At 58.3% G+C, this 19325-nt stretch carries 22 protein-coding genes; 15 read left to right on the plus strand and 7 right to left on the minus strand.

Annotation, left to right across the window (positions count from 1 at the left end; translation table 11 throughout):
• A partial coding sequence (locus HK439_RS20525; protein WP_328804207.1) for a flavoprotein occupies nucleotides 1-257 on the plus strand: 257 nt, incomplete at its 5' end.
• 26 nt (nucleotides 258-283) lie between these two features.
• Here the strand turns inward: HK439_RS20525 and HK439_RS20530 are convergent.
• The 4 genes from HK439_RS20530 to HK439_RS27385 all read right to left on the minus strand — a co-directional run bounded on the left by HK439_RS20530 (nucleotide 284) and on the right by HK439_RS27385 (nucleotide 4677).
• Nucleotides 284-1906, minus strand: a complete 1623-nt coding sequence (locus tag HK439_RS20530) for an SDR family oxidoreductase (protein WP_190293355.1) — start codon at nucleotides 1904-1906, stop codon at nucleotides 284-286.
• Nucleotides 1903-2343, minus strand: a complete 441-nt coding sequence (locus HK439_RS20535; RefSeq protein ID WP_190293356.1) for a thiol-disulfide oxidoreductase DCC family protein — start codon at nucleotides 2341-2343, stop codon at nucleotides 1903-1905. Before HK439_RS20535 ends, HK439_RS20530 begins: the two co-directional genes overlap by 4 nt.
• Before the next feature lie 322 nt (nucleotides 2344-2665).
• Complete coding sequence (locus tag HK439_RS20540; RefSeq protein WP_190293357.1) at nucleotides 2666-3907, minus strand: FAD-dependent oxidoreductase; 1242 nt, start codon at nucleotides 3905-3907, stop codon at nucleotides 2666-2668.
• A gap of 365 nt (nucleotides 3908-4272) precedes the next feature.
• On the minus strand, nucleotides 4273-4677 hold the full coding sequence (locus HK439_RS27385; RefSeq protein WP_190293358.1) for a winged helix-turn-helix transcriptional regulator: 405 nt from the start codon (nucleotides 4675-4677) through the stop codon (nucleotides 4273-4275).
• Between the two features lie 91 nt (nucleotides 4678-4768).
• On the opposite strand from HK439_RS27385, the gene HK439_RS20550 reads away from it, so the two are divergent.
• Entirely contained in the window at nucleotides 4769-5185 is a 417-nt protein-coding gene (locus HK439_RS20550) for a 4-oxalocrotonate tautomerase (protein WP_190293359.1), read from the plus strand.
• Nucleotides 5186-5344: 159 nt separating this feature from the next.
• Nucleotides 5345-5617 carry a tautomerase family protein gene (locus HK439_RS20555; protein ID WP_190293360.1) on the plus strand — a complete coding sequence of 91 codons (273 nt, stop codon included), beginning with the start codon at nucleotides 5345-5347 and terminating at the stop codon, nucleotides 5615-5617.
• Between the two features lie 478 nt (nucleotides 5618-6095).
• On the opposite strand, the gene HK439_RS20560 is transcribed toward HK439_RS20555, so the two are convergent.
• Nucleotides 6096-7112: a hypothetical protein gene (locus HK439_RS20560; protein ID WP_190293361.1), complete on the minus strand. Its 1017-nt coding sequence runs from the start codon at nucleotides 7110-7112 to the stop codon at nucleotides 6096-6098.
• 569 nt (nucleotides 7113-7681) lie between these two features.
• Between HK439_RS20560 and HK439_RS20565 the strand changes: the two genes are divergently transcribed.
• From HK439_RS20565 to HK439_RS20610, 10 genes are all read left to right on the plus strand, one after another.
• Entirely contained in the window at nucleotides 7682-8503 is an 822-nt protein-coding gene (locus tag HK439_RS20565) for a type IV toxin-antitoxin system AbiEi family antitoxin (protein ID WP_190293362.1), read from the plus strand.
• Nucleotides 8493-9410, plus strand: a complete 918-nt coding sequence (locus tag HK439_RS20570; RefSeq protein ID WP_190293363.1) for a nucleotidyl transferase AbiEii/AbiGii toxin family protein — start codon at nucleotides 8493-8495, stop codon at nucleotides 9408-9410. Before HK439_RS20565 ends, HK439_RS20570 begins: the two co-directional genes overlap by 11 nt.
• Nucleotides 9411-9543: 133 nt before the next feature.
• Nucleotides 9544-9930: a transposase gene (locus HK439_RS20575; RefSeq protein WP_190293364.1), complete on the plus strand. Its 387-nt coding sequence runs from the start codon at nucleotides 9544-9546 to the stop codon at nucleotides 9928-9930.
• Entirely contained in the window at nucleotides 9927-10280 is a 354-nt protein-coding gene (tnpB, locus tag HK439_RS20580; RefSeq protein ID WP_029063680.1) for an IS66 family insertion sequence element accessory protein TnpB, read from the plus strand. The genes HK439_RS20575 and tnpB (HK439_RS20580) overlap by 4 nt, the downstream gene beginning before the upstream one ends.
• 68 nt (nucleotides 10281-10348) lie before the next feature.
• A complete protein-coding gene (gene tnpC / locus HK439_RS20585; protein WP_190293365.1) occupies nucleotides 10349-11902 on the plus strand; it encodes an IS66 family transposase in 1554 nt (517 codons plus the stop codon).
• Between the two features lie 110 nt (nucleotides 11903-12012).
• Nucleotides 12013-12420 (plus strand): IS66-like element accessory protein TnpA, encoded by a 408-nt coding sequence (gene tnpA, locus HK439_RS27165; protein ID WP_190293366.1) that lies wholly within the window; start codon nucleotides 12013-12015, stop codon nucleotides 12418-12420.
• Nucleotides 12417-12767 (plus strand): IS66 family insertion sequence element accessory protein TnpB, encoded by a 351-nt coding sequence (tnpB, locus tag HK439_RS20595; protein ID WP_190293367.1) that lies wholly within the window; start codon nucleotides 12417-12419, stop codon nucleotides 12765-12767. Before tnpA ends, tnpB (HK439_RS20595) begins: the two co-directional genes overlap by 4 nt.
• 58 nt (nucleotides 12768-12825) lie before the next feature.
• Nucleotides 12826-14463 carry an IS66 family transposase gene (tnpC, locus tag HK439_RS20600; protein WP_190293368.1) on the plus strand — a complete coding sequence of 546 codons (1638 nt, stop codon included), beginning with the start codon at nucleotides 12826-12828 and terminating at the stop codon, nucleotides 14461-14463.
• The gene (locus HK439_RS20605) at nucleotides 14463-14765 is read left to right on the plus strand and encodes a hypothetical protein (protein WP_190293369.1); all 303 of its coding nucleotides are present in this window, start codon (nucleotides 14463-14465) and stop codon (nucleotides 14763-14765) included. Before tnpC (HK439_RS20600) ends, HK439_RS20605 begins: the two co-directional genes overlap by 1 nt.
• A gap of 170 nt (nucleotides 14766-14935) precedes the next feature.
• On the plus strand, nucleotides 14936-15466 hold the full coding sequence (locus tag HK439_RS20610) for an AAA family ATPase (RefSeq protein WP_190293370.1): 531 nt from the start codon (nucleotides 14936-14938) through the stop codon (nucleotides 15464-15466).
• Nucleotides 15467-15640: 174 nt separating this feature from the next.
• Here the strand turns inward: HK439_RS20610 and HK439_RS20615 are convergent, their stop codons facing one another.
• Complete coding sequence (locus tag HK439_RS20615; RefSeq protein ID WP_190293371.1) at nucleotides 15641-15871, minus strand: hypothetical protein; 231 nt, start codon at nucleotides 15869-15871, stop codon at nucleotides 15641-15643.
• Nucleotides 15872-15915: 44 nt separating this feature from the next.
• On the opposite strand from HK439_RS20615, the gene HK439_RS20620 reads away from it, so the two are divergent.
• Nucleotides 15916-16329 carry a hypothetical protein gene (locus HK439_RS20620; protein WP_190293372.1) on the plus strand — a complete coding sequence of 138 codons (414 nt, stop codon included), beginning with the start codon at nucleotides 15916-15918 and terminating at the stop codon, nucleotides 16327-16329.
• Nucleotides 16330-16906: 577 nt separating this feature from the next.
• Nucleotides 16907-17620, plus strand: a complete 714-nt coding sequence (locus tag HK439_RS20625; RefSeq protein WP_190293373.1) for a hypothetical protein — start codon at nucleotides 16907-16909, stop codon at nucleotides 17618-17620.
• 544 nt (nucleotides 17621-18164) lie between these two features.
• Here HK439_RS20625 and HK439_RS20630 read toward each other — a convergent pair.
• Nucleotides 18165-19295 carry a CHAT domain-containing protein gene (locus tag HK439_RS20630; protein ID WP_190293374.1) on the minus strand — a complete coding sequence of 377 codons (1131 nt, stop codon included), beginning with the start codon at nucleotides 19293-19295 and terminating at the stop codon, nucleotides 18165-18167.
• Nucleotides 19296-19325 lie beyond the last annotated feature (30 nt).

Consider the following 19325-nt stretch of genomic DNA (forward strand, 5'->3'; position numbering starts at 1 on the left):
CCCGGGCCGCCGACGTCTGCCTGAAGGAACGCCGCCCGCTGGTGCTGCTCGCCCGCGAGGCGCCGCTGCATGCGGGCCATCTGGAAGCCATGCTCAAGGTAACCGGTATGGGAGGCATCGTGTTTCCGCCGGTTCCGCCGTTTTATGCCGGACCGGAAACACTGGACGACATGGTCCGCCAGATCGCGGCAAGGGCGCTGGCGACCGCCGGAATTGATCCGGGGTGGTCTCTGAACCGCTGGACGGGACTGTCCTGAAGACAGGGCGGGCGACAGGCGCGGCTTCACACCATCCGCAACCTGCCGCGATAGTGCACAATCCGTCCGATCGCCGGCAGGTCGATCGGAACGTCGAAACAGTAGTCCTTGCCCTCCGCCCATTCCAGAGTGGTGCTTTTCGGAGCGAGGGCGAGCGGCAGGGGCACGGAAAAGACCGTCCACCTGCGCATGACCATGGTCAGGCTGGAGGCGTCGGCCGGCAGGTCGAAATAAAACCGCATCGGTCCGAAGCGTTCGACGAGATGGTCGCCGGACTGGCTAAGGTGGCTTGAAAAGACATGGCCGCCGAAGTCGCGGGTCCAGTGTTCGATGCCGTGACGCTCCTCGAAGGAGACGTGGAGGTCGTGGTCTCCTTCCGGCGGAAACCGCATCGCCGTGGCGACAAGGCGCGCGAGGAACGATTTGCCACGCCGGACGGTGGCGGTCCCTGTGGCACCGCCGTCGCCGACGACCGTGTGCAATTCGCGCACCGGCGGCGGCAGCTTGTCGAAGGCCGGGCCGAGGATGCGTTGGTAGAGCGGTGTACAGCTCCGCGTTTCGATTGCGTGGGTGACGGCGATCCCGCCGAATTCCGCATTGAAATCCTCCAGGGAGAGCAGGGAGGCGGATGTCAACGCGCCGGGCTTCAGCCGTCCGGCAGACAAGGCGTTTGCCAGAAGCTGGGCCGGGATCACGGGGATCTCCGGACCGTCGCCACGATCGGCGATCAGTGTCCAGCGCCTTACGCCTGGCCGGTTGCGGACAAGACCCTTCACCTCCACGGCCATGGCGGAACGGTCCGAGCCGAGGCCGGAGGTGAGCCTTTGTAAGGGAAGGAGCCATCGGGCCAGCGGAACGGCGGAGCGCAGCCAGCCCCATTTGACCGGCCAGCTCAACAGCCAGAGCGCGATGAGCTGGAAACCGAATTCCGGTCCCGCCCGGAAAGTGGTAGCCGGCTTTCCCGGCAGTTCCACCGGAAAGATCTCGTGATCAGGAACATCCGACAGGGCGACGAGGCGTGACAGCGGTTCGTGGCCGGCAATCGCATAGCGTTCCCGCATGATCAGATGCAGGCCGGGCGCCTGCCGCCATCTCCGCCCGCGCCAGATCCGCACCGGCTTTCCCAGATAGCTCAGGATGGCGGCGGAAACGGAAGCGCCAGCCGTCGCCCGGTTCGAGGCGCTGATGGAGGTTTCGACCGAGCGGACCGTCTCCATACCTCCGGTGAGCCGCCGGACGACCGCCCCTGAGAGAGCCGGAACGCTGGACCCGCCCGCTATGACGGTCACGCCCGCCCGGGTCGCGGCATCTTTCAACGCGCCGATACCGCAGACGAAGTCGCGCGCGTCGGCGAGATCGATATAGTGGACACCATGGGCAATGCAGGCTTCGGCGACCGCGTAGCCGCTGCCCTGGAACGGACCGGCCGCGTCGATGACGAGGTCCGGGCAACATTGCTTGAGGACCGGCGAAAGATCCCCGTTGCGGTCCGCGACCAGTCCTCGGGCGTTCGGAAGCGTGGCGGCAAAAGCTTCGGGCTTGTCGCCGTTGCGCCCGGCGACCAGCACATGCCAGCCGTCCCGGGCAAGCCGTGTCGACAGGCGCTTGCCGAAGCCGCCGTAGCCGCCGAGAACGAGAACGGACTTCAAAGGATGCGCCCGGCCTGTTCGGGTGAGGGGACCCAGCAGGTCTCCCGCCGGCCGAAGATCCGGTAGCGGTTGCGGGCAACCAGAAGATAAAGCCGGTCGCGTAGGAACCGGGGGATGATCCTAAAAACGGTCAGGGCCCGCCAGGCGCCGCCCAGCCCGTCATAGATTGCAAGCACCGCATCGCTGTTGCGGAGGACGGTGTCGCCCTCAACGATGACGAAACTTTCCGGGTCGGCCGGATCGATGCCGCAGCGGCGGAACAGGGCGGCGCCGACGTCGCCCTGCATGGAGGCCAGGCGGAAGTGCCCGCGCCTGTCGTGTTTCAGGATGAATTGCGCATTGGTCGAGCACAGCACGCACAAGGCATCGAAGACGATGATGGGGCCGTCATCGTATGGCTCGCCTGTGCCGGCTGCGGTTTGAGGCTGGGTTGCCACGCTGATCCTTTGCTCAGGACTGCGAAAATCTCGAGAACAGGCCGCAGCGGTTGTTCTGTCAGCCTGCTTCGCGACATGATGGCAGACCGGTCCACAGAAGGAAAGATCCGCGCACGAGAACCGTGAGCGCCCTCAAAGACGATTGACCGACTGCACCGTGCCGTCGTTGTCGATGACACAGACGGCCTCGCCGCCCTGGAAGGCCAGGTTGACCTGATAGGCGGTGTCGTCGGACGGGGCCGAACTGGTCGGCAGGACATTGCCGTCGGTGATTTGTAGCTGTTCGGCGCCGCCAAGACCGCCGCTCAGTCCGTCTTCGCGCTCATTGGGGCGTTCGCAGGGGATATTTCTCCGGGCTGTGAATGTGCTCGGGCAGGACGCCGACGCCGATCACCGAGGCCAGCCTGCGCTGCAGGAAGGGTAGCCTTGAGGCGAGGCGCGCGGGAAGGGGCGGGGTGGCCTGCGCGGAGGTCTCGAGGGCCGGGGCGATCAGCCGGTTCTGCGCCTGGACCTGGACGAACTGGGTCGCCTTGATCGGCCACAGGCGCCGTTCGCGCAGCTTGGGCAGGAGGGGATCGACGTCCTCGCCGGCCGCCAGAGGACCGGCCAGAAGGTTTGCCGCCGCAACCGCATCCTGAACCGCCAGGTTGATGCCGACGCCGCCGATGGGCGACATGGCGTGGGCGCTGTCGCCGATCATCAGAAGGCCGGGGCGCGACCAGATCTTGAGCCGGTCCACGGTCACCGTGAGAAGCTTGACGTCGTCAAGGTCGGTTACCGCATCGACCAGCCCGGCAAGATGGGGTGCCGCCGTGACGACGACGGAGCGGAAATGCTCCGGCCCCTGGCCCTTCACCCGTTCCGCGGCACCTTTGGGAATGACGAAGGCGCACTGGAAATAGCTGCCGCGGTCGATGGTGATGACGACGCTGCCCCTGTTCATGTTGAACAGCGGCTCTTCCTCGTGAAAGCCGTCGGGGCGGGGCACCTTGAACCACAAGACGTCGATGGGCGCGCCGATGTCCTCGACCTGGAAACCGGCCCTATCCCGCACCAGCGAACCGCGGCCGTCGGCGCCGATCACGACCTTCGCGCGCACCTCAAGCGGACCCTCGGCCGTTTCGGCATGCACGCCGGCCACGCGGTCGCCGTCGAAGATCAGGTCCGTGACCTCGGCGCTCTGGCGAAGCCGGTAGGTCGGCAGCGGCTCCGCCACCGAATTGAGGAAATCCAGGAAATGCCACTGGGGCATCAGGGCGATGAATTTGCAGGTCGTGCCGCAATGGGAGAAGTCGGCCAGGTGCAGCAGCTTGTCGCCGAACCGCGCCGACAACCGGCTCAGCTGCTGGTGCGGCCGGGCGAGAAACGCCTCCAGAATGCCGAGCTCATGCATCAGTTCCAGCGTCGAGGGGTGGACGGTATCGCCCCTGAAATCCCTCAGGAAGTCGGCGTGTTTCTCAAGCACGACCGTCTTGGCACCTGCGCGTGCGAACAACAGCCCCGCCATGACCCCGGCCGGCCCGCCGCCGACCACGCAACAATCCACGTCCAGTTGCTCACCCATGGAAACGCTCCCTTGCCGTGTGTCGGCTGCAATGTAGCCGATTCCGGTTCGGACCGGACAGCGGTCTCATTGACCAAACTGCCATGTTCACCACGGTGCTGTCAGGTTTAAATCTATGCCAATAGAACGGCTGGCTCACCACAGCATTCAGTGTCATCCCTGCGTAGGCAGGGATCCAGTAATTTCTTGATTTGACTATATATTCGAACCGCAAGTCACACGGGATACTGGATCCCGGTCTTGCCGCTGCCGCGCCAAACCGGGATGACAGCTGCGGGAAATGGCACGCCACCGTTACCTTGGTGATTGTCATTCCGGGAGCGAAGTTTTCCAGCCTCTCCAGCGTATCGCCCGACGCTCTGGAGCTAGCTGTCGCGAAGGTCCGCCTCGAAACCTGCGCGGTCTTTCCGAATTTTCTCAAGGACGTCGTGCCTCGCATTCGGCCGATGGTCGTGGGCGCCGCTCCATATGATGATCTCGATCAGGATTGGCGCGAGGTCGCGTCCCTTTTTCGTCAGATTGTAGATGAAACTGCGGCGGTTCTCCGGGTCGCGTCGCTTTTCAAGTATGCCTTCGCTTTCAAGATGCTTCAGGCGGTCGATCAATATGTTCGTTGCGATGCCTTCGTCGGCCTCAAGGATCTCGCTGTAGGTCCGCTTGCCCCGCAGCATGATCTCCCGAATGACCAACAGCGTCCAGCGATCTCCAAATATGTCGAGACCAAATGCGATCGGACAACCGGATGCCCGTTTCCTGTTTTTCTCCTGCATTTCAGAATTTTAGGAAAATAGCTTGCAAAACGCAATACGTGGGCGTAAGAAATCACGTATTGCAAAATGCAAGTTAAATAGGAGATGCCCGATGCCCATCACAATCACTCTCACCGAAGGCGTTCTTCCTGAAGGTCAGGAAGCCGTTGCGGCTGCCAGAATCACCGAGGCTTTTCTGGCGGGCCACGGTTTGGCCGGGAATGCGGTCATGACACCCAATGTCACCTCCCACGTCACCGTATTGCCAAAGGGACATGCCTTTGCCGGGGGCAAGCCCGTCGAAGGCGCGTGGATTGAAACCAAGACGCCTTCATTTGCGCTCGCGGACCATGAGGTTCAGACGGCGTTTTTCCACGAGGCAACGCAAATCCTGCTCGACCTGTCGAAAGGAAAACTCAGCGCCGACCGCATCTGGTCGAATGGCGTTCACACCGTGGACGGCACCTGGAACCTCAATGGCAAGGCCATGACCAACGCCGAGCTCGGTGAGGCCGCTTCACAAGGATAAGAGCATGGCTGCGTCAGACAGCGCGCGGGATGTCATGGCGTTTATCGAGGCCCCCAACGGCGACCGCGTATCGGATTGATCGCCGCGCATAAGGTTGCCGGCGGTTCTCACGAGCCACCGGCTCCCGTTTCGTAAAGCAACGTTGAGAGGAGACAAACCATGCCGTTCGTTCGGATTTTCCATTCTGACCAATCAAAAGATCCATCCTTCCCCGCCGCCCTCAGCCAAAGCGTTCACCGGGCGCTGGTCAGCGCGTTCAACATTCCCGAAGCGGATTTTTTTCAGGTGGTGACAGGGCATAAGGCCGGTGCGGAGTTGCTGGGGCCGGCCGAGTTTCTGAATATTCCGCATTCCGACAATCTGGTGTTCGTCCAGATAAGCTGTGCCGAGGGCCGCACGACCGAGCAAAAGAAGGCGCTGTACACAATTTGAAGCGGATTTTGCTTCGGACCATTTTCAAATTCGATGGCTGACTGGACCTTGTCCGTTGCGATGTTTTTAATCGCAGGTTCTAATTCAATCATGAAGCAGTAGAATCTCGCTAAGCGTGCATTATTGCTTCGCAAAGCATACCAATTGTAAGGAACGCTGCAATCCTATATCGATAGTGCCGTACTTTTCTCAACAAATAGGCATATTTTAAAGTCGATTAATGGCATCTGGCGAATGCCGGGTTGTCGACCACAAATGCACGCATTCCGCTCGTACGCGATATCGAAAATAACAGATGATCTAAAGCTGAGCCTTGTGCCATAGCGATCTACCGCCCACGCCTCCACCCCCTCTACTCCGCCCCGTCAAAAAAACGGCACCAGCGCCTCCGTCAGCCTCTTTTTCGGCGTGACGTGAGTCTTATAGGTCGCGGACTATATCGGCCATGATGGGCTTTAACGTGTCAATGTTGAACTCTTTAGCTGGTACACAGAAGTCCTCCTTCTTCTATCCAGTCGCTGATCATCTTCTTGTGTGAGGCGCATTCCCAACCGACAACGCTCCGGATTCGTTTATGAGGGTGGTCCGATGGGTCCACTACTGTGACTTTTGAACGACCTGTCGGCGCTTCTCGCGCGCCACCGCGCTTCAGTTGGCCGTTTTCCTGATTATAGAATCCGCAGCGCAGTACGAACCTGGCGTGGAAATCTGCCTCCGCGAGGGAAAAACCAAGGAACCGGACTTCACTTGCCGTACTGAGAACCCGCACCGTTTCCTGCCAAAGTTTCCGGAAAAGCGGACCTTCGAACTGCTTGGCATAGACCGGAGGAATAATCAGAGGCATATATTGCCGTCCTTTTTTCGATATCGGCGCTCGCAATGGGCGGAAGGCGAAGACGCCGCTCGTTTTGTTCCCCGTGAGAGCGAATTTCTTGCGCTCGCTGAGCGGACCCGCAGTATCGTCCTTGAACCAATTAAGCGACCCGTGTGGCTTGATGAGACGGACTCCTGTTCTGCGGCGATCGAGGCCATAACTCGCCTTGTCTAGCTCTTTGCCGAACAGCAACTGGTCGAGAATCAAATCCCAGTTGAACGAGATGATCGCCGCCTGTTCATTCTTCATCGCCGTCACCAATTGGTCGAGCCATTCGGGCTTAGAAATCAGCGCGGTCTTTTTAAGCTCGTGGAACCACGTTGCTAGCTCATAAAGCAACTTGGAGCGTCTATCCTCCAATTGATTACTGGTGAAGCCGCCGGTTGCAGGTCGAGTTGCCGAGAACAAGTCCGCATTAGCCTTCATTTCCGACAATAATTGTTCGATAGTCGGATAGGTGCCATATAGTGCCGGGTTGTAGTCGGGATGGTGGAAGCGTACTACGTCTGCAAGATCATCGGCAGCTTGGCGATCAAGACGCTCCCACAATTGCGGGAGAAGGTCGGTAATAGTTGGAAATCCGAGACCTGCCGATAAGCCCGCGCCGACGACGTACACCACGCTGTATCTGCTTTCCGACAATTTGCCCGTCCCCTCAACGACTACCGCGGATCCTAGATTGATGCCACACCTGACCTGAAGCAACTGAGGGGCAGTGGAATTGTACTCGATACCTTCTTTAATATTGGATTATTAGCCGTTTCGAATGGCTGTTTCTAGGCAGCCGCGCCGCACGAGTGGACGTTCCGATTCCGGCTCCAATCCGGTCGTTCACTGAAGGAGTGTGAATGTCCGCTCCCCGCCCTCTATTGACCTTCGCACGTTGTGCAACGAACGGCAGCTTTGCAGATCGGGCCTGAATCCAGCGAACGACCGAATTGGGCGCGCGTTGCGGAATGACCGCTTTACCATCAACGATCTACCAGCTTAGCGGCCGTGGGTTGCCTGAGAATTTATTTGACCCCTTCGCGGTAAGACTGACCCAGCACTCGGCAGAACCTGCAAGAGCTGAATAATCGCGATTCACCCCCTTTAAGAATGACAAATTTTGTGATCCTAAAGTACACAAAAATAAATATTCTTAAAGAGATGTCTGGCAAGATCTTTAATTATATGCTAAATTGTGCCCCATGAGTGCGCTCAAAGAGTCTAAGCTAAAGAAAACGCTTGAAGCCATACCTCCGGGATTCATGGTCAACACTGCATGGCTAGAGCGTCATGGGGTCAATCGCTTTCTCGCTCGCAAATACGTCGATAACGGCTGGCTTCAACGTGTCCATCGCGGCGTCTTCTGGCGTCCCCTGCCGAAAGCCGGCTCTTCAAACATACTCGACTGGAGAATCTGCCTACTCTCGGTCCAGTATCTCATGGATTACGACGTCCATGTTGGTGGCATGACCGCACTCGGACAACAAGGATATAACCACTATCTTCGGCTCGGCAGTAATGCCCCTGTCTGGGTCTATGGGAAGAGCATACCAAAGTGGCTTGCCAAACTCCCCCTGAACGCGCCAATTAAAACTCGCAACATGTCTCTATTTTCGGACCCAACGCTTGGCCTGAAAATGGATGAGAGTGATCCGGAAACCTCCCTGCCGTGGGCCTGGCAATTGAAGATGTCAGCACCTGAGCGGGCTGTCTTGGAGATTATGGACGAGCTGCCTGACCACGAGAGCTTTCACAATCTCGATATGGTGTTTGAAAGCCTAACCACCCTACGCCCCCGAACGCTTTCAGCGCTGCTACACAGCTGCAAGAAGATCAAGGTCAAGCGCCTTTTCTTTGTCTTCGCAGACCGCCACAACCACCCTTGGCGTAAACGCCTCGATCCTGAGGAGTTCAACCTCGGCAGCGGTGACCGCGCCCTGGTCGAGGGCGGCAAAATACATCCTCGCTATCGTATCGTCGTGCCGGAGGAATTTGTAAAATCGGAGCCCATTGATGGCACGTGAAACATATGTTGCACAGGTGCAAATGCTCGTACGCATACTCCCGTATGTCGCAGACGAGCAGATCTTCGCACTCAAGGGCGGCACGGCAATCAACCTATTTTACCGTGATATGCCACGCCTATCGGTCGACATCGACCTGACCTACCTACCAATCAAGGAACGCGCAGAAAGTCTCACCGAGATCAATAACGCCATTGATCGCATTGCCGTCGCCATAGAAGGTGGCATTCCAAGCGCAAAAACACAGCGAATTAAAGGGGGCGGCGGGGGTGCCACTCGCCTTCTTGCTCGTTTAAACGGCGCAGAAATTAAAATTGAGACATCGCCCGTGACACGTGGGGTCATCCATACCCCTGAAAAACGCGAAGTGTCCGAAGTGGTCGAGGAGGCATTCGGGTACGCGGAAATGAAAATCGTTGCTTTCGAAGATCTTTTTGGCGGCAAGTTACATGCGGCATTAGATCGCCAGCATCCCCGAGATCTCTACGATGTTAAATTGCTCTACGAAAACGAAGGTTTGACAGACGAACTCTTCCGAACTTTCCTCATCTATGTTGCTTGTTCCCCGCGCCCTGCTCACGAACTCCTGAATCCGAACCTCATCAATCTCGACCAGCCCTATGCGAGAGAATTTGAAGGTATGACGAGGGCAGCTGTTGCGCTGGACGAGCTCTTGGAGACCCGCAAGAAACTGATCGCGGATATCCAATCGCGCTTCGATGAAAACACCAAACATTTTCTGCTCGGTCTTCACGATGGTGAGCCAGAATTCGCGGTTATTGACCGCCCGCAAGCCGCGAACCTACCTGCCGTAAAATGGAAGTTACTCAACCTCAGTAAACTTATGCAGGAAAATGCTGAAAAACACGCAGCTCAGCGCAGAGAACTACAAGCTCTCTTCGGATAAAACTCGACAGATGTATGTTCACTTAGCCTTCCACGCTTTCTGACCTAATGTAACCGCTGTTCTGCCCCCACGTTGCTCTGTCTCTCAAGATCTGTGATCGGCTGATCATGTTGGATCGAGAGGGAGTTTCTCCATGGAGGCTACGATTGAGGTTCTCACGGACGGACGTGATGCGGGTAGCCCGCGCCGTTGGCCAGACGATGTGAAGGCACGGATCGTTGCGGAGAGCTTGCGTCCAGGCGTGACAGTGAACGAAGTTGCCGGCCGTTACGGTCTGAAGCCGAACCACCTGTCAGCCTGGCGAACCTTGGCACGTCGTGGAAAGCTGGTTCTGCCGGCTCCGGAAGATGACGTGGAATTTGCGGCCATGATTGTCGCGGCGCCGGATGAATCTGAAGCTGTCGTTGAAACCGAACGCCCTGAGATCCTTATCGGCCGCATGACAATCCGTTTGGAAGCAGGCGTGTCCGCGAAGCGGATTGCAGCTGTGGCCCACGCTCTCGGCAAGCTGTCCTCATGATCTTTCCGTCGAACCGGGTGCGGATCATGGTGGCGACAAAGCCCGTCGACTTCCGGAAGGGGCATGATGGCTTGGCAGCGCTGGTGAAGAACGAACTTCGCAAGGACCCGTTCACGGGGACGGTGTTCGTCTTCCGGTCGCGCCGGACGGATCGGCTGAAACTCATATACTGGGATGGCAGCGGTCTGGTGATGACCTACAAGCGCCTTGAGGACCATGCCTTTACCTGGCCGGATATCAGGGACGGCCTGATGTCCCTCACGCACGCCCAGTTTGAAGCTCTGTTCGCAGGGCTGGACTGGCGGCGCGTTCGCGCGATCACCACCCGGGCTCCAGAGGCCGTTGAATAGCTGCGGCACGATGACTCGGGCACTTGTTTCCACAAGCGGATCATGGCCGGATTTGATAGACCCGGCCCATGTTGAATACCGCCGACCTGCCTGATGATATTGCAGCCCTGAAGGCAATGCTGATTGTCTCCGAGGAGCGCAACATCCGCAAGGATGAGCGGATCACGCGGCTGGAAAAGCTCGTTGCCGCATTCAAGCAGGCGGCCTTCGGTCGGAAATCCGAAAAGCGCGATCCGGACCAGTTCGACCTGGCGCTTGAGGATCTGGAAACGGCCATTGCGGCTGTTCATGCCGAGGAAGAGGCAGATAGCCACGGCGACAAACGAGCTTCCAAACGACGGTCGGTCAATCGCGGGGCCTTGCCCAAGCATCTTCCCCGTGTTGAAGAGGTCCTTGAGCCGGAAAGCCTGATCTGTTCCTGCGGCGGCTGCCTGCATCCGATCGGCGAGGATGTATCGGAGCGGCTGGACGTGATCCCGGTCCAGTTCCGCGTCATCGTTACCCGCCGACCGAAATACGCCTGCCGCTCCTGCACCGATGGCGTCGTTCAGGCTCCAGCGCCGGCGCGGCTGATCCAGTCAGGCCTGCCGACCGAGGCCATGATCGCCCATGTGCTGGTCTCCAAATATGCCGATCACCTGCCTTTATACCGGCAGGCGCAAATCATGAGCCGCCAGGGCATCGATCTCGACCGGTCGACGCTTGCCGACTGGGTCGGCCGGGCGGCATTCGAATTGCGTCCTGTCTTTGATGCGTTGATCGCAGACCTGAAACGGTCCACCAAGTTGTTCATGGACGAAACCCGGGCTCCGGTACTTGACCCCGGTTCCGGCAAAACCAGAACCGGATACTTTTGGGCCTTGGCCCGGGACGACCGGCCGTGGAACGGCGGAGCACCGCCCGGTGTTGCGTTTACCTACGCACCCGGCCGCGGGGGACACCATGCCGAACAGATATTGCAGGACTTCTCGGGAGTTTTGCAGGTCGACGGCTATGCTGGATACAACCGGCTCATCGCGCCTGATCGGGTAGGACCGGATATCCGGCTGGCCTATTGCTGGGCCCATGCCCGCCGCAAGTTGGTTGAGATCACCCGGACTGGCTCTGCGCCGATTGCGGAAGAAGGCGTGAAACGCATCGGCGACCTCTATCGCCTCGAAGCCGAACTGCGCGGGCTCGATCCAGAGGCGCGTATGGCGGGCCGGCGGGAGCGAGCAGCGCCGATCATCGCCGATCTGGAAACATGGCTCAGGCATCATCGTGCTCGTGTCGCCGCCAAATCGCCCCTGGGCGAAGCCCTGAACTACATCGCCAAATACTGGGAGGGCTTGTGCCTGTTCCTGACCGACGGGCGGATCGAGATCGACAACAACACCGTCGAACGCACCATCAGACCCATTGCTCTCAACAGGAAAAACGCTCTCTTCGCGGGACATGAGGCAGGAGCTGGAAACTGGGCGGCAATCGCTTCGCTCATCGAGACCTGCAAGCTCAACGCTGTCGATCCGCAAGCCTACCTGGCAGCCACATTGACCGCTGTCGTCAACGGCCACAAACAAAGCCGGATCGACGAACTCTTGCCATGGAATTATTCGGTGCTAGTTGGCGGATGCAGTCCATAGTTGCCTATGGGTTCAATACGAACTCAAACGGTCAGGTCCTCTGCACCAAAGTACGCCTCCGCCGAAGGCCGTCTATCACGATTTGACGTTTGGCTTTAAGTGCATGCCTTATGTCATGCGCTACAGTCATTTCACAAATTGAGGTTCTGCCGGCCGATGATCTCGGTCGCCGGCGGGATTGGACGGACGAAGAGAAGATCCGGATCGTTGAAGAGAGCCTTCAGGGTTATCGGCAGGGCTCTGCGACGGCTCGACGCTACGGGCTGTCGCGCTCGCTGCTGACGATCTGGCGCCGGGAGTACCGGAACGGCGTTCTCGGCGGTGCGGCTGCACACGGTTTTGTGCCGTTGACGCTTTCGCCACCGGAAGGCGGACGGCGTGAGGAGGTGGCGCAGCCTCGGTCTGACGACCAGGTGCAAATTGAGATCGGTTTGCCCAATGGCCGCCGTCTGACGATCCCGGCGACGCTCGACCCGAATATCCTGGCCCGTCTGTTGCCGGTCCTGGATGCGTCATGATCGCATTTCCAGCAGGGGTAAAGGTCTGGATTGCAGGTGGCGTGACGGACATGCGTTGCGGCATGAACAGCCTGGCGCTGAAGGTTCAGGAGGGGCTCGGGCGCGATCCTCATGGCGGCGAGATCTTTTGCTTTCGAGGTCGCAAGGGCGATCTGATCAAGATCCTGTGGCATGACGGGGTCGGCATGTCGCTCTATATGAAGCGCTTGGAGGCAGGGAAGTTCATCTGGCCGGCCAGCGCGAACGGTTTAGCCGTTGCTGTTTCAGCGGCGCAACTGGGCTACCTCCTGGAAGGGATCGACTGGCGGAATCCACGCTGGACACAACGGCCGTCGAAGGCCGGATAATACCGGTATTCATCTGTTTTCGTTAGGCTTTTCCTTCGGCGCATGGTAATTTCCCGCCATGAACGAAGCGACCTCGGAGATTGACAGATTGCGCGCCGCGCTTGCGGCATCGCAGGCGCGTGCCGCCTCGGCCGAGGCCGATCTTGCACAGGTGCGCGCTGTCGTCACCACCTCCGAGGCGATGATCCGGCACCTCAAGCTCGAGATCGCCAAGCTGCGGCGGGCGCAATATGGCCAGAGTTCGGAACGCCGCGTCCGGCTGATTGACCAGATGGAATTGCAGCTCGAGGAACTCGAGGCCGACGCCACCGAGGACGAGATCGCGGCAGAAAGAACCGTGGCGAACATCACGACTGTTTCCGCCTTCAAGCGGCGTCGTCCGGCACGCAAACCATTCCCGGAACATCTGCCGCGCGAGCGCCTGGTCATCGACGCTCCGTCAACCTGCACCTGCTGCGGTTCTGCCCGGATCGTGAAGATGGGCGAAGACATCACCGAGACGCTGGAGGTGATCCCTCGCCAGTGGAAAGTGATCCAGACGGTGCGTGAGAAGTTCACGTGCCGCGATTGCGAGAAGATCTCACAGCCGCCAGCCCCTTTCCATGCCACACCGCGTGGATGGGCAGGACCGAACCTGCTGGCAACAATCCTCTTCGAGAAGTTCGGGCAACATCAGCCCTTGAACCGGCAGGCCGAGCGTTATGCCAAGGAGGGCGTCGATCTCAGCCTCTCTACACTGGCCGATCAGATCGGGGCTTGTGCGACCGCCCTTCAGCCGATCCATGATCTGCTCCGCGCCCATGTTCTGGCAGCCGAGCGCCTGCATGGGGATGACACCACCGTGCCGCTTCTGGCGCGGGGCGGAACGAGGCAGGCGAGGCTCTGGACATATATTCGCGATGATCGCCCCTTCGCGGGCGGCGCTCCTCCCGCAGCCCTCTTCTACTTCTCTCCCAATCGCGAGAAGATCCATCCCAACCGGCATCTCGCCGGGTGGCAGGGCACACTGCAAGCCGACGCCTATGGCGGTTACAACGATCTCTATTGTTCCGACCGAAGCCCCGCGCCAGTGATCAGCGCCCTGTGCTGGAGCCACGCAAGGCGCAAATTCTTCGAACTGGCCGACATTGCCGGCAATGTACGCAGGAACAAACCCGCTCACGAGATCTCGCCCGTCGCACTGGAGGCTGTCGCCCGCATTGACGCCCTGTTCGACATCGAACGTGGCATAAACGGCCTGCCCGCTGAGATGCGACTGGCGGTCAGGCAGCAACATGCCCGTCCTCTCATCGAGGAATTGCACGACTGGCTCAAGGCTCAGCGCGCGCAAATGTCGAAGCACAACCCCGTCACCAAGGCGATCAACTACATGTTCGAGAAGGAAGGACGTTGGGAGGCGTTCACCCGCTTCCTCGATGACGGCAGGCTTTGTCTCACGAACAATGCGGCTGAACGTGCGCTTCGCGGTGTTGCTCTGGGAAGAAAAGCCTGGCTGTTCGCCGGTTCCCAACGCGGCGGCGACCGCGCCGCGTTCATGTATTCCCTGATCGTCTCGGCAAAAATGAACGATATCGACCCGCAGGCCTGGCTGGCGGATGTCCTGGCCCGGACCCCCAACATCTCCGTGTCCAGGCTGCCGGAACTGTTGCCGTGGAACTGGTCCCCCGCTGGAACCACCCGGCAGGAGGCAGCCTGATGGCGCGCCCAACCCATGTCTATTCGATCGAATACGTGGCCACGCTGATCGGCGAGAACCTCGAGCTCCTTCAGGAGGTCGCCAGAAACTCCGACAACATCGACTATGGCGAGATGATCCATGTCGATGATGGCAGCACCGAAGAGGGCATCAAAACCTTCACAGACCGTGGCATCGAAAGCCTGAAGGAGTTCCTCGCAGAGGTACGGACCTGGCACGGCGGTGTTCGAGAATTCCTAATGGATTGCCAATGCGATCCGGAAATGATCGAGCGCGTCATGGCAGACCAGCCGAAATCATAATCTCCACGGCCTTGGCCGGATGCATACGCACCAAAATGCGTCTTTGGACTTTAAAGCGGCGGAAATCTGAATGTCACGCCTGATTTGTATACCGTATTTACTCTGCGCCGAGGGCGACAGGGGAACTTAAACATGGCTGCGGATCAGGAGGTTCCGAGAACGGAAGCAAAATGGGTATCAGAAACTATTTGATCGAAGGCGTTTCCGGAACTGGCAAGACCTCGGTTGCCACCGAACTGCAACAGCGTGGCTACCACGTCATCCACGGTGATCGCGAGTTGGCATATCAAGGCAATCCCAAGACGGGTGAGCCGCTGGAACGTTCTGCGCATAATCAGAGCCATCTGGATGTGGCTTTTGGACACGAACATCATGTTTGGGATGTCGACAAAGTCAGATCCTTGGCGGCCGATCGAAGCCACGCCATCTCCTTCTTCTGCGGCGGCTCAAGGAATTTCCATCAGTTTATCGAACTATTTGACGCCGTTTTCGTTCTTGAAGTTGACTTGGAGACATTAAAGAGGCGGCTCGGGAATCGGCCCGAAGACGAGTTTGGCGGAAAGCCAGCTGAACGAGAATTGGTTGAGCGGCTGCATCACACGAAAGAAGACATTCCAAAGAACGCGGTGGCAATTGATGCCACTGCACCGCTTACGTCCGTTGTCGAAAATATTCTATCGAAATGTGGAGACGTCGGCTAAGTCGTTGTCGCTCCTTGGTTTAATCCTAGAATCAAGGCTGAACGCACTCGAAACTGCATCCCGGAAAAATCTCGTTCAGGTGTGAACAGCACACCGCTTACGACCTAATGGGGAACGAAGAGAAAACACCGACTGTCTACCAGCAGATCAAATGTCCGCTTTCGAGACGCGCGCTCAAAACCCGGAACGTCCGAAATGGGCGCACAAACCGAGCATTTCAGGGGAATCTGCTCGACGCCGCTCCAGGCCGCCGGTTCGCATTTGTTCAGGAACTAGTTGTTCGGTGGGCAAATCGCACATGGAGGCCACCGCAATTTTCTGGAATGGACTCGATACCGGCAGCTGCAACGGTTGAGCGAATTGACGAGCGAAGATTTCAAGCTGCTTAGCGGCATCGTCCTTCATATTTGATAATGTCCTTTGTCATATGTGGAGTATGGAGGAGATACATGGAACGTGATGAGTACGAACGGGACATCTGCGCCAGAAGCCAGACTGCGATTCTGGTGCCGTTCAGGCCCGGGATGGGGATTAACGGGTGGGAACCGAAGGTTGCCGACTGCCATCGAAACGTTGACCATTGGGTAGAACACCATCTTGACCATACGGTAGTACGTGGCTGGCTGGCTTTTGCGACCTTCTACTCAGATCAAGTCGGGTACACGGCGCATTCCGTGGTGCGAGCGCCGGATGGCGAGCTGTTCGATATCACGCCCACGGTTGACCCAGACTGCTGGCGGGGATGTTTCATCGCCCACTTGGGTGAAGAGGAGATGTTTTTTGAAATGAAGAAGCTGGGCAACGAAATTCGTTGCCAGGGAAAATGCCCAGCCGCGCCGCTCAGCCCCGATTTGCTCTGCTAGCGATACGCGCCGGAGAAGGGCTGATGAATCGTCTTGTCCATCTTCCACCGGGATTGCGGTTTCCAGAGTTCGTTGAGAGCCTGAGCGTTTCCGGTAGGATGAGGTTTTTGGAGATCTGCACCGCCAACATTTTAAGGGGTAGGTTGAGAGCATTGAAGAATTGACTGTAGAAGAAAGTTTCAATGAAAGGGGGAGCATTCCCCAATGATCTTAAACAGGATCTGAGAAGCCGTATAGCGAGGCGCTGAGGGGCGCCGCGCACCGATCATTCGTCTTTCTTCGTACTTATCTCAATTCCTCGCCTTTCTGCGTACTCTATCAACGCAAGCTCAATGACAGAAGTAACTGAGCGCCGCTCAGTTTCCGCAAGCTGCTGTGCCACTTCCAACACCGAGGGGTCGAGGCGAGTTGTGAACGGCTTCTTTGTCATTTTAACTCTACGGCTTGATATTTCATTCCGAAAGGCACATAAATATGCACGTGCATTGCAATTGCATTGCACAGATTGCGGCCGACTAGAGTGCGCTAACACTCCAGCCGACCTGACCACAAACCAAGCTGTTGAGGAGCTCGGATCATGGCTGATTCTGAGATTAGCACGAGTCTGTCTAGCGTCACCCGCCGCATGTTGCTAGCCGGTACTGCATTGGTAACGGCAGCGTGGACGATCAATACATTTGCTCGGTGGCCAACGCTTGACGGTGATGAACCGGATGCGGCGCTGCGGCTTTGGAAAGAATGGAACGAGGCCAACCTCCGCACCTCTGAACTTTGCCGGAGGCAACAGGGCATCGAAGCCCGATTGTTCGAGACGGTCGGCTTTCCCCGGGCGGAGGTCGATCTGCCGGAAGAGGGAGGTCCGGTTCTTTTGCATTCTCAGGACCAGATCGAAGAGTTTTTCGGCAACGATCCATCCACCGCAGCGATCCAGGCGCGCGCGGAAGACAACCTGGCTGCGCATCAAGCACGCTGGGACGCCGCTGATAGCGAGTTAGGATACTCTGCCGCCAAACAAGAAGAAGAAACTGCGGCCCTTCTGGAACAGGAACTGGTCGATGCGCTGATGAATACTCCGGCCACGTCACTGGCCGGAGTAGCGAGCAAGCTCGATGCCATCTTGCGGGAAGGGGAGAGTTCTGAGGACTGCCCAGACTTTCCGTGGCCCTTCATCCGTTCAGCGCTCGCCGATCTCGTCCGTATCGTTCAAAGGATCCAACCGGACCGAATTGTGCCCGGTACCGACTGGTTTGCATCGTCTTCGGGAGCATCTGACAGTAGCGGCAGTCGATAATGACTCCATGATGCTCCACATCTAGAGCGTACGTAAAGGATATAAGGGATTTCGCAACTTTGACCGATCCTTGTTCTGAATATGCGGGCCTTCCGTACCGTGTGCAGTGAGGACTGGCATCGCGCAACCTCACAGGTATAATGGTGCGCGTGAGAGAGGAAGCCAGGCTGAGGCTATTTTGTTCAGTGGCTTACGCCTAACAATTGATGTCGATTATTACCAGTGTTTTCTGGATAACGTCGAAATTCCTGGAAGGCAAACGACTGTGTTGGTGCAGATTTTATGGTCCGTCATCACAAGCTTGGTCCAACGCGGGTTCCGTACCTGATTGCCGACCTGCAAGCCGTTTCCCGCTTGAACGTGCCGCCGATTAAAGGTGGAAATTTATGGAGAATGGGATCCGAACCGCCGGTATAATTTGAAATTGGGTAACCGCGTGGGCAATAGAAATTTTCTAATCTAAAGATAATTTAAATAAAACAATATCTTGGATCAATTTTGCGATTCCGCCTCCGGCACCACTCCTTCCAAAATTCCAGTCCGCTTAACTCCCGCCCTTGCCGGCGTCAGGTGGCGGTGTCCGGCCCGAAATCCTGTTGTCGCCGACCAGGGAAAAGGGCGCCCAGAAGTAGGGGTGGCGGTAGCCGGGTTTCTTCATGACCGTGAGCATTGCCTCGCGCAGGGCCTCCGCCTTGTCCTTCGCGCTTCCGTCGCTGGTGCGCCGGATGGTTTCGGCCATCAGGTCGACGGCCGCGTTGTCGTCGATTTCCCAGTGAGACACGAGCAGCGACCTGGCACCGGCGAAGAAGAACGCCCGGGCGAGGCCGGAAAGGCCTTCCGCCCCTTCGCCGTCGCCCGCCGCCGTGTTGCAGGCGGACAGAAGCACCCAATCCGCATTGAGTTTCAGGGATGCCGCCTCGGTTGCGGTCAAAAACCCGTCTTCGTTGTCGTTGGCGGGCGCCAGGGCGAGGGCCGGCTCCGTGAGGACGCCGTTGGTCAATGCCTGCGTATCCGCCGAAAGAAGGCCGTGGGTGGCAAAGCTCAGAACCCGGTAGTGCTCAAGGGCGCCGCTTTTTACGAAGGCTTCACTGGCCTTCTTGCCGGTCACATAGCCATCAGTACCGGCTCCGGTGATTTCCGAAAGCCTGCGGACTTCCGCCAGGGTGCCGGGCAGGGGGGCAAGCGTTCCGCGCAAGGGGGCCTGTTTGGACTGCCTTTGGAAATCCACCGGAGCAATGCCGAGATAGGGTTTCTGGCCGGCGGTATCGCGCGGAGGGATGGATCGCAGCAATCGCAGGCTGGACGTGGTCGGCAGCATCGTGATGGCCATGTCCTCAATGAGCCAGTGCGGCTCGCCCCCGGTGCCGGCAGTGCGCGTGAGAAGGGAAAAGGGAAGCTGTTCTAGCGCTCCGTCCGGAACGACGATCAGATGATTGACCCCTTTAAGCTTGTCTTCAAACGGCTGCAAAAGCACACGGTAGAGGTCATTCGCCTCGCAAAGATTGAAATCATGATCTTCCGGACCGGGGATCGATGCCTTGGGGTTGCAGGCTTTCGAGACATCGCTGCGGTGTTCTTTTATGAAAGGGGCGCTGGAAAAATCGATGCTGTTGCGAAGACTGGCCACGAGACCGGTAACGTTGCTTCGCTCGATCGGAATGGCGGTCCATTCCACGGCGTCGGAACGGACGAACCAGGCATAGAG

The organism is Roseibium aggregatum, assembly GCF_014692675.1.
Classification (GTDB): domain Bacteria; phylum Pseudomonadota; class Alphaproteobacteria; order Rhizobiales; family Stappiaceae; genus Roseibium; species Roseibium aggregatum_C.

Excerpts from the sequence above, each read along its gene's own strand:
- tnpC (WP_190293365.1), top strand. The coding sequence starts at position 10,349 with ATGTTGAATACCGCCGACCTGCCTGATGATATTGCAGCCCTGAAGGCA.
- tnpA (WP_190293366.1), top strand. The coding sequence starts at position 12,013 with ATGTCATGCGCTACAGTCATTTCACAAATTGAGGTTCTGCCGGCCGAT.
- HK439_RS20625 (WP_190293373.1), top strand. The coding sequence starts at position 16,907 with ATGGCTGATTCTGAGATTAGCACGAGTCTGTCTAGCGTCACCCGCCGC.
- HK439_RS20605 (WP_190293369.1), top strand. The coding sequence starts at position 14,463 with ATGGCGCGCCCAACCCATGTCTATTCGATCGAATACGTGGCCACGCTG.
- HK439_RS20620 (WP_190293372.1), top strand. The coding sequence starts at position 15,916 with ATGGAACGTGATGAGTACGAACGGGACATCTGCGCCAGAAGCCAGACT.
- tnpC (WP_190293368.1), top strand. The coding sequence starts at position 12,826 with ATGAACGAAGCGACCTCGGAGATTGACAGATTGCGCGCCGCGCTTGCG.
- HK439_RS20555 (WP_190293360.1), top strand. The coding sequence starts at position 5,345 with ATGCCGTTCGTTCGGATTTTCCATTCTGACCAATCAAAAGATCCATCC.
- tnpB (WP_029063680.1), top strand. The coding sequence starts at position 9,927 with ATGATCTTTCCGTCGAACCGGGTGCGGATCATGGTGGCGACAAAGCCC.
- HK439_RS20615 (WP_190293371.1), bottom strand. The coding sequence starts at position 15,871 with ATGAAGGACGATGCCGCTAAGCAGCTTGAAATCTTCGCTCGTCAATTC.
- HK439_RS27385 (WP_190293358.1), bottom strand. The coding sequence starts at position 4,677 with ATGCAGGAGAAAAACAGGAAACGGGCATCCGGTTGTCCGATCGCATTT.
- HK439_RS20575 (WP_190293364.1), top strand. The coding sequence starts at position 9,544 with ATGGAGGCTACGATTGAGGTTCTCACGGACGGACGTGATGCGGGTAGC.
- HK439_RS20540 (WP_190293357.1), bottom strand. The coding sequence starts at position 3,907 with ATGGGTGAGCAACTGGACGTGGATTGTTGCGTGGTCGGCGGCGGGCCG.
- HK439_RS20565 (WP_190293362.1), top strand. The coding sequence starts at position 7,682 with ATGAGTGCGCTCAAAGAGTCTAAGCTAAAGAAAACGCTTGAAGCCATA.
- tnpB (WP_190293367.1), top strand. The coding sequence starts at position 12,417 with ATGATCGCATTTCCAGCAGGGGTAAAGGTCTGGATTGCAGGTGGCGTG.
- HK439_RS20550 (WP_190293359.1), top strand. The coding sequence starts at position 4,769 with ATGCCCATCACAATCACTCTCACCGAAGGCGTTCTTCCTGAAGGTCAG.
- HK439_RS20570 (WP_190293363.1), top strand. The coding sequence starts at position 8,493 with ATGGCACGTGAAACATATGTTGCACAGGTGCAAATGCTCGTACGCATA.
- HK439_RS20610 (WP_190293370.1), top strand. The coding sequence starts at position 14,936 with ATGGGTATCAGAAACTATTTGATCGAAGGCGTTTCCGGAACTGGCAAG.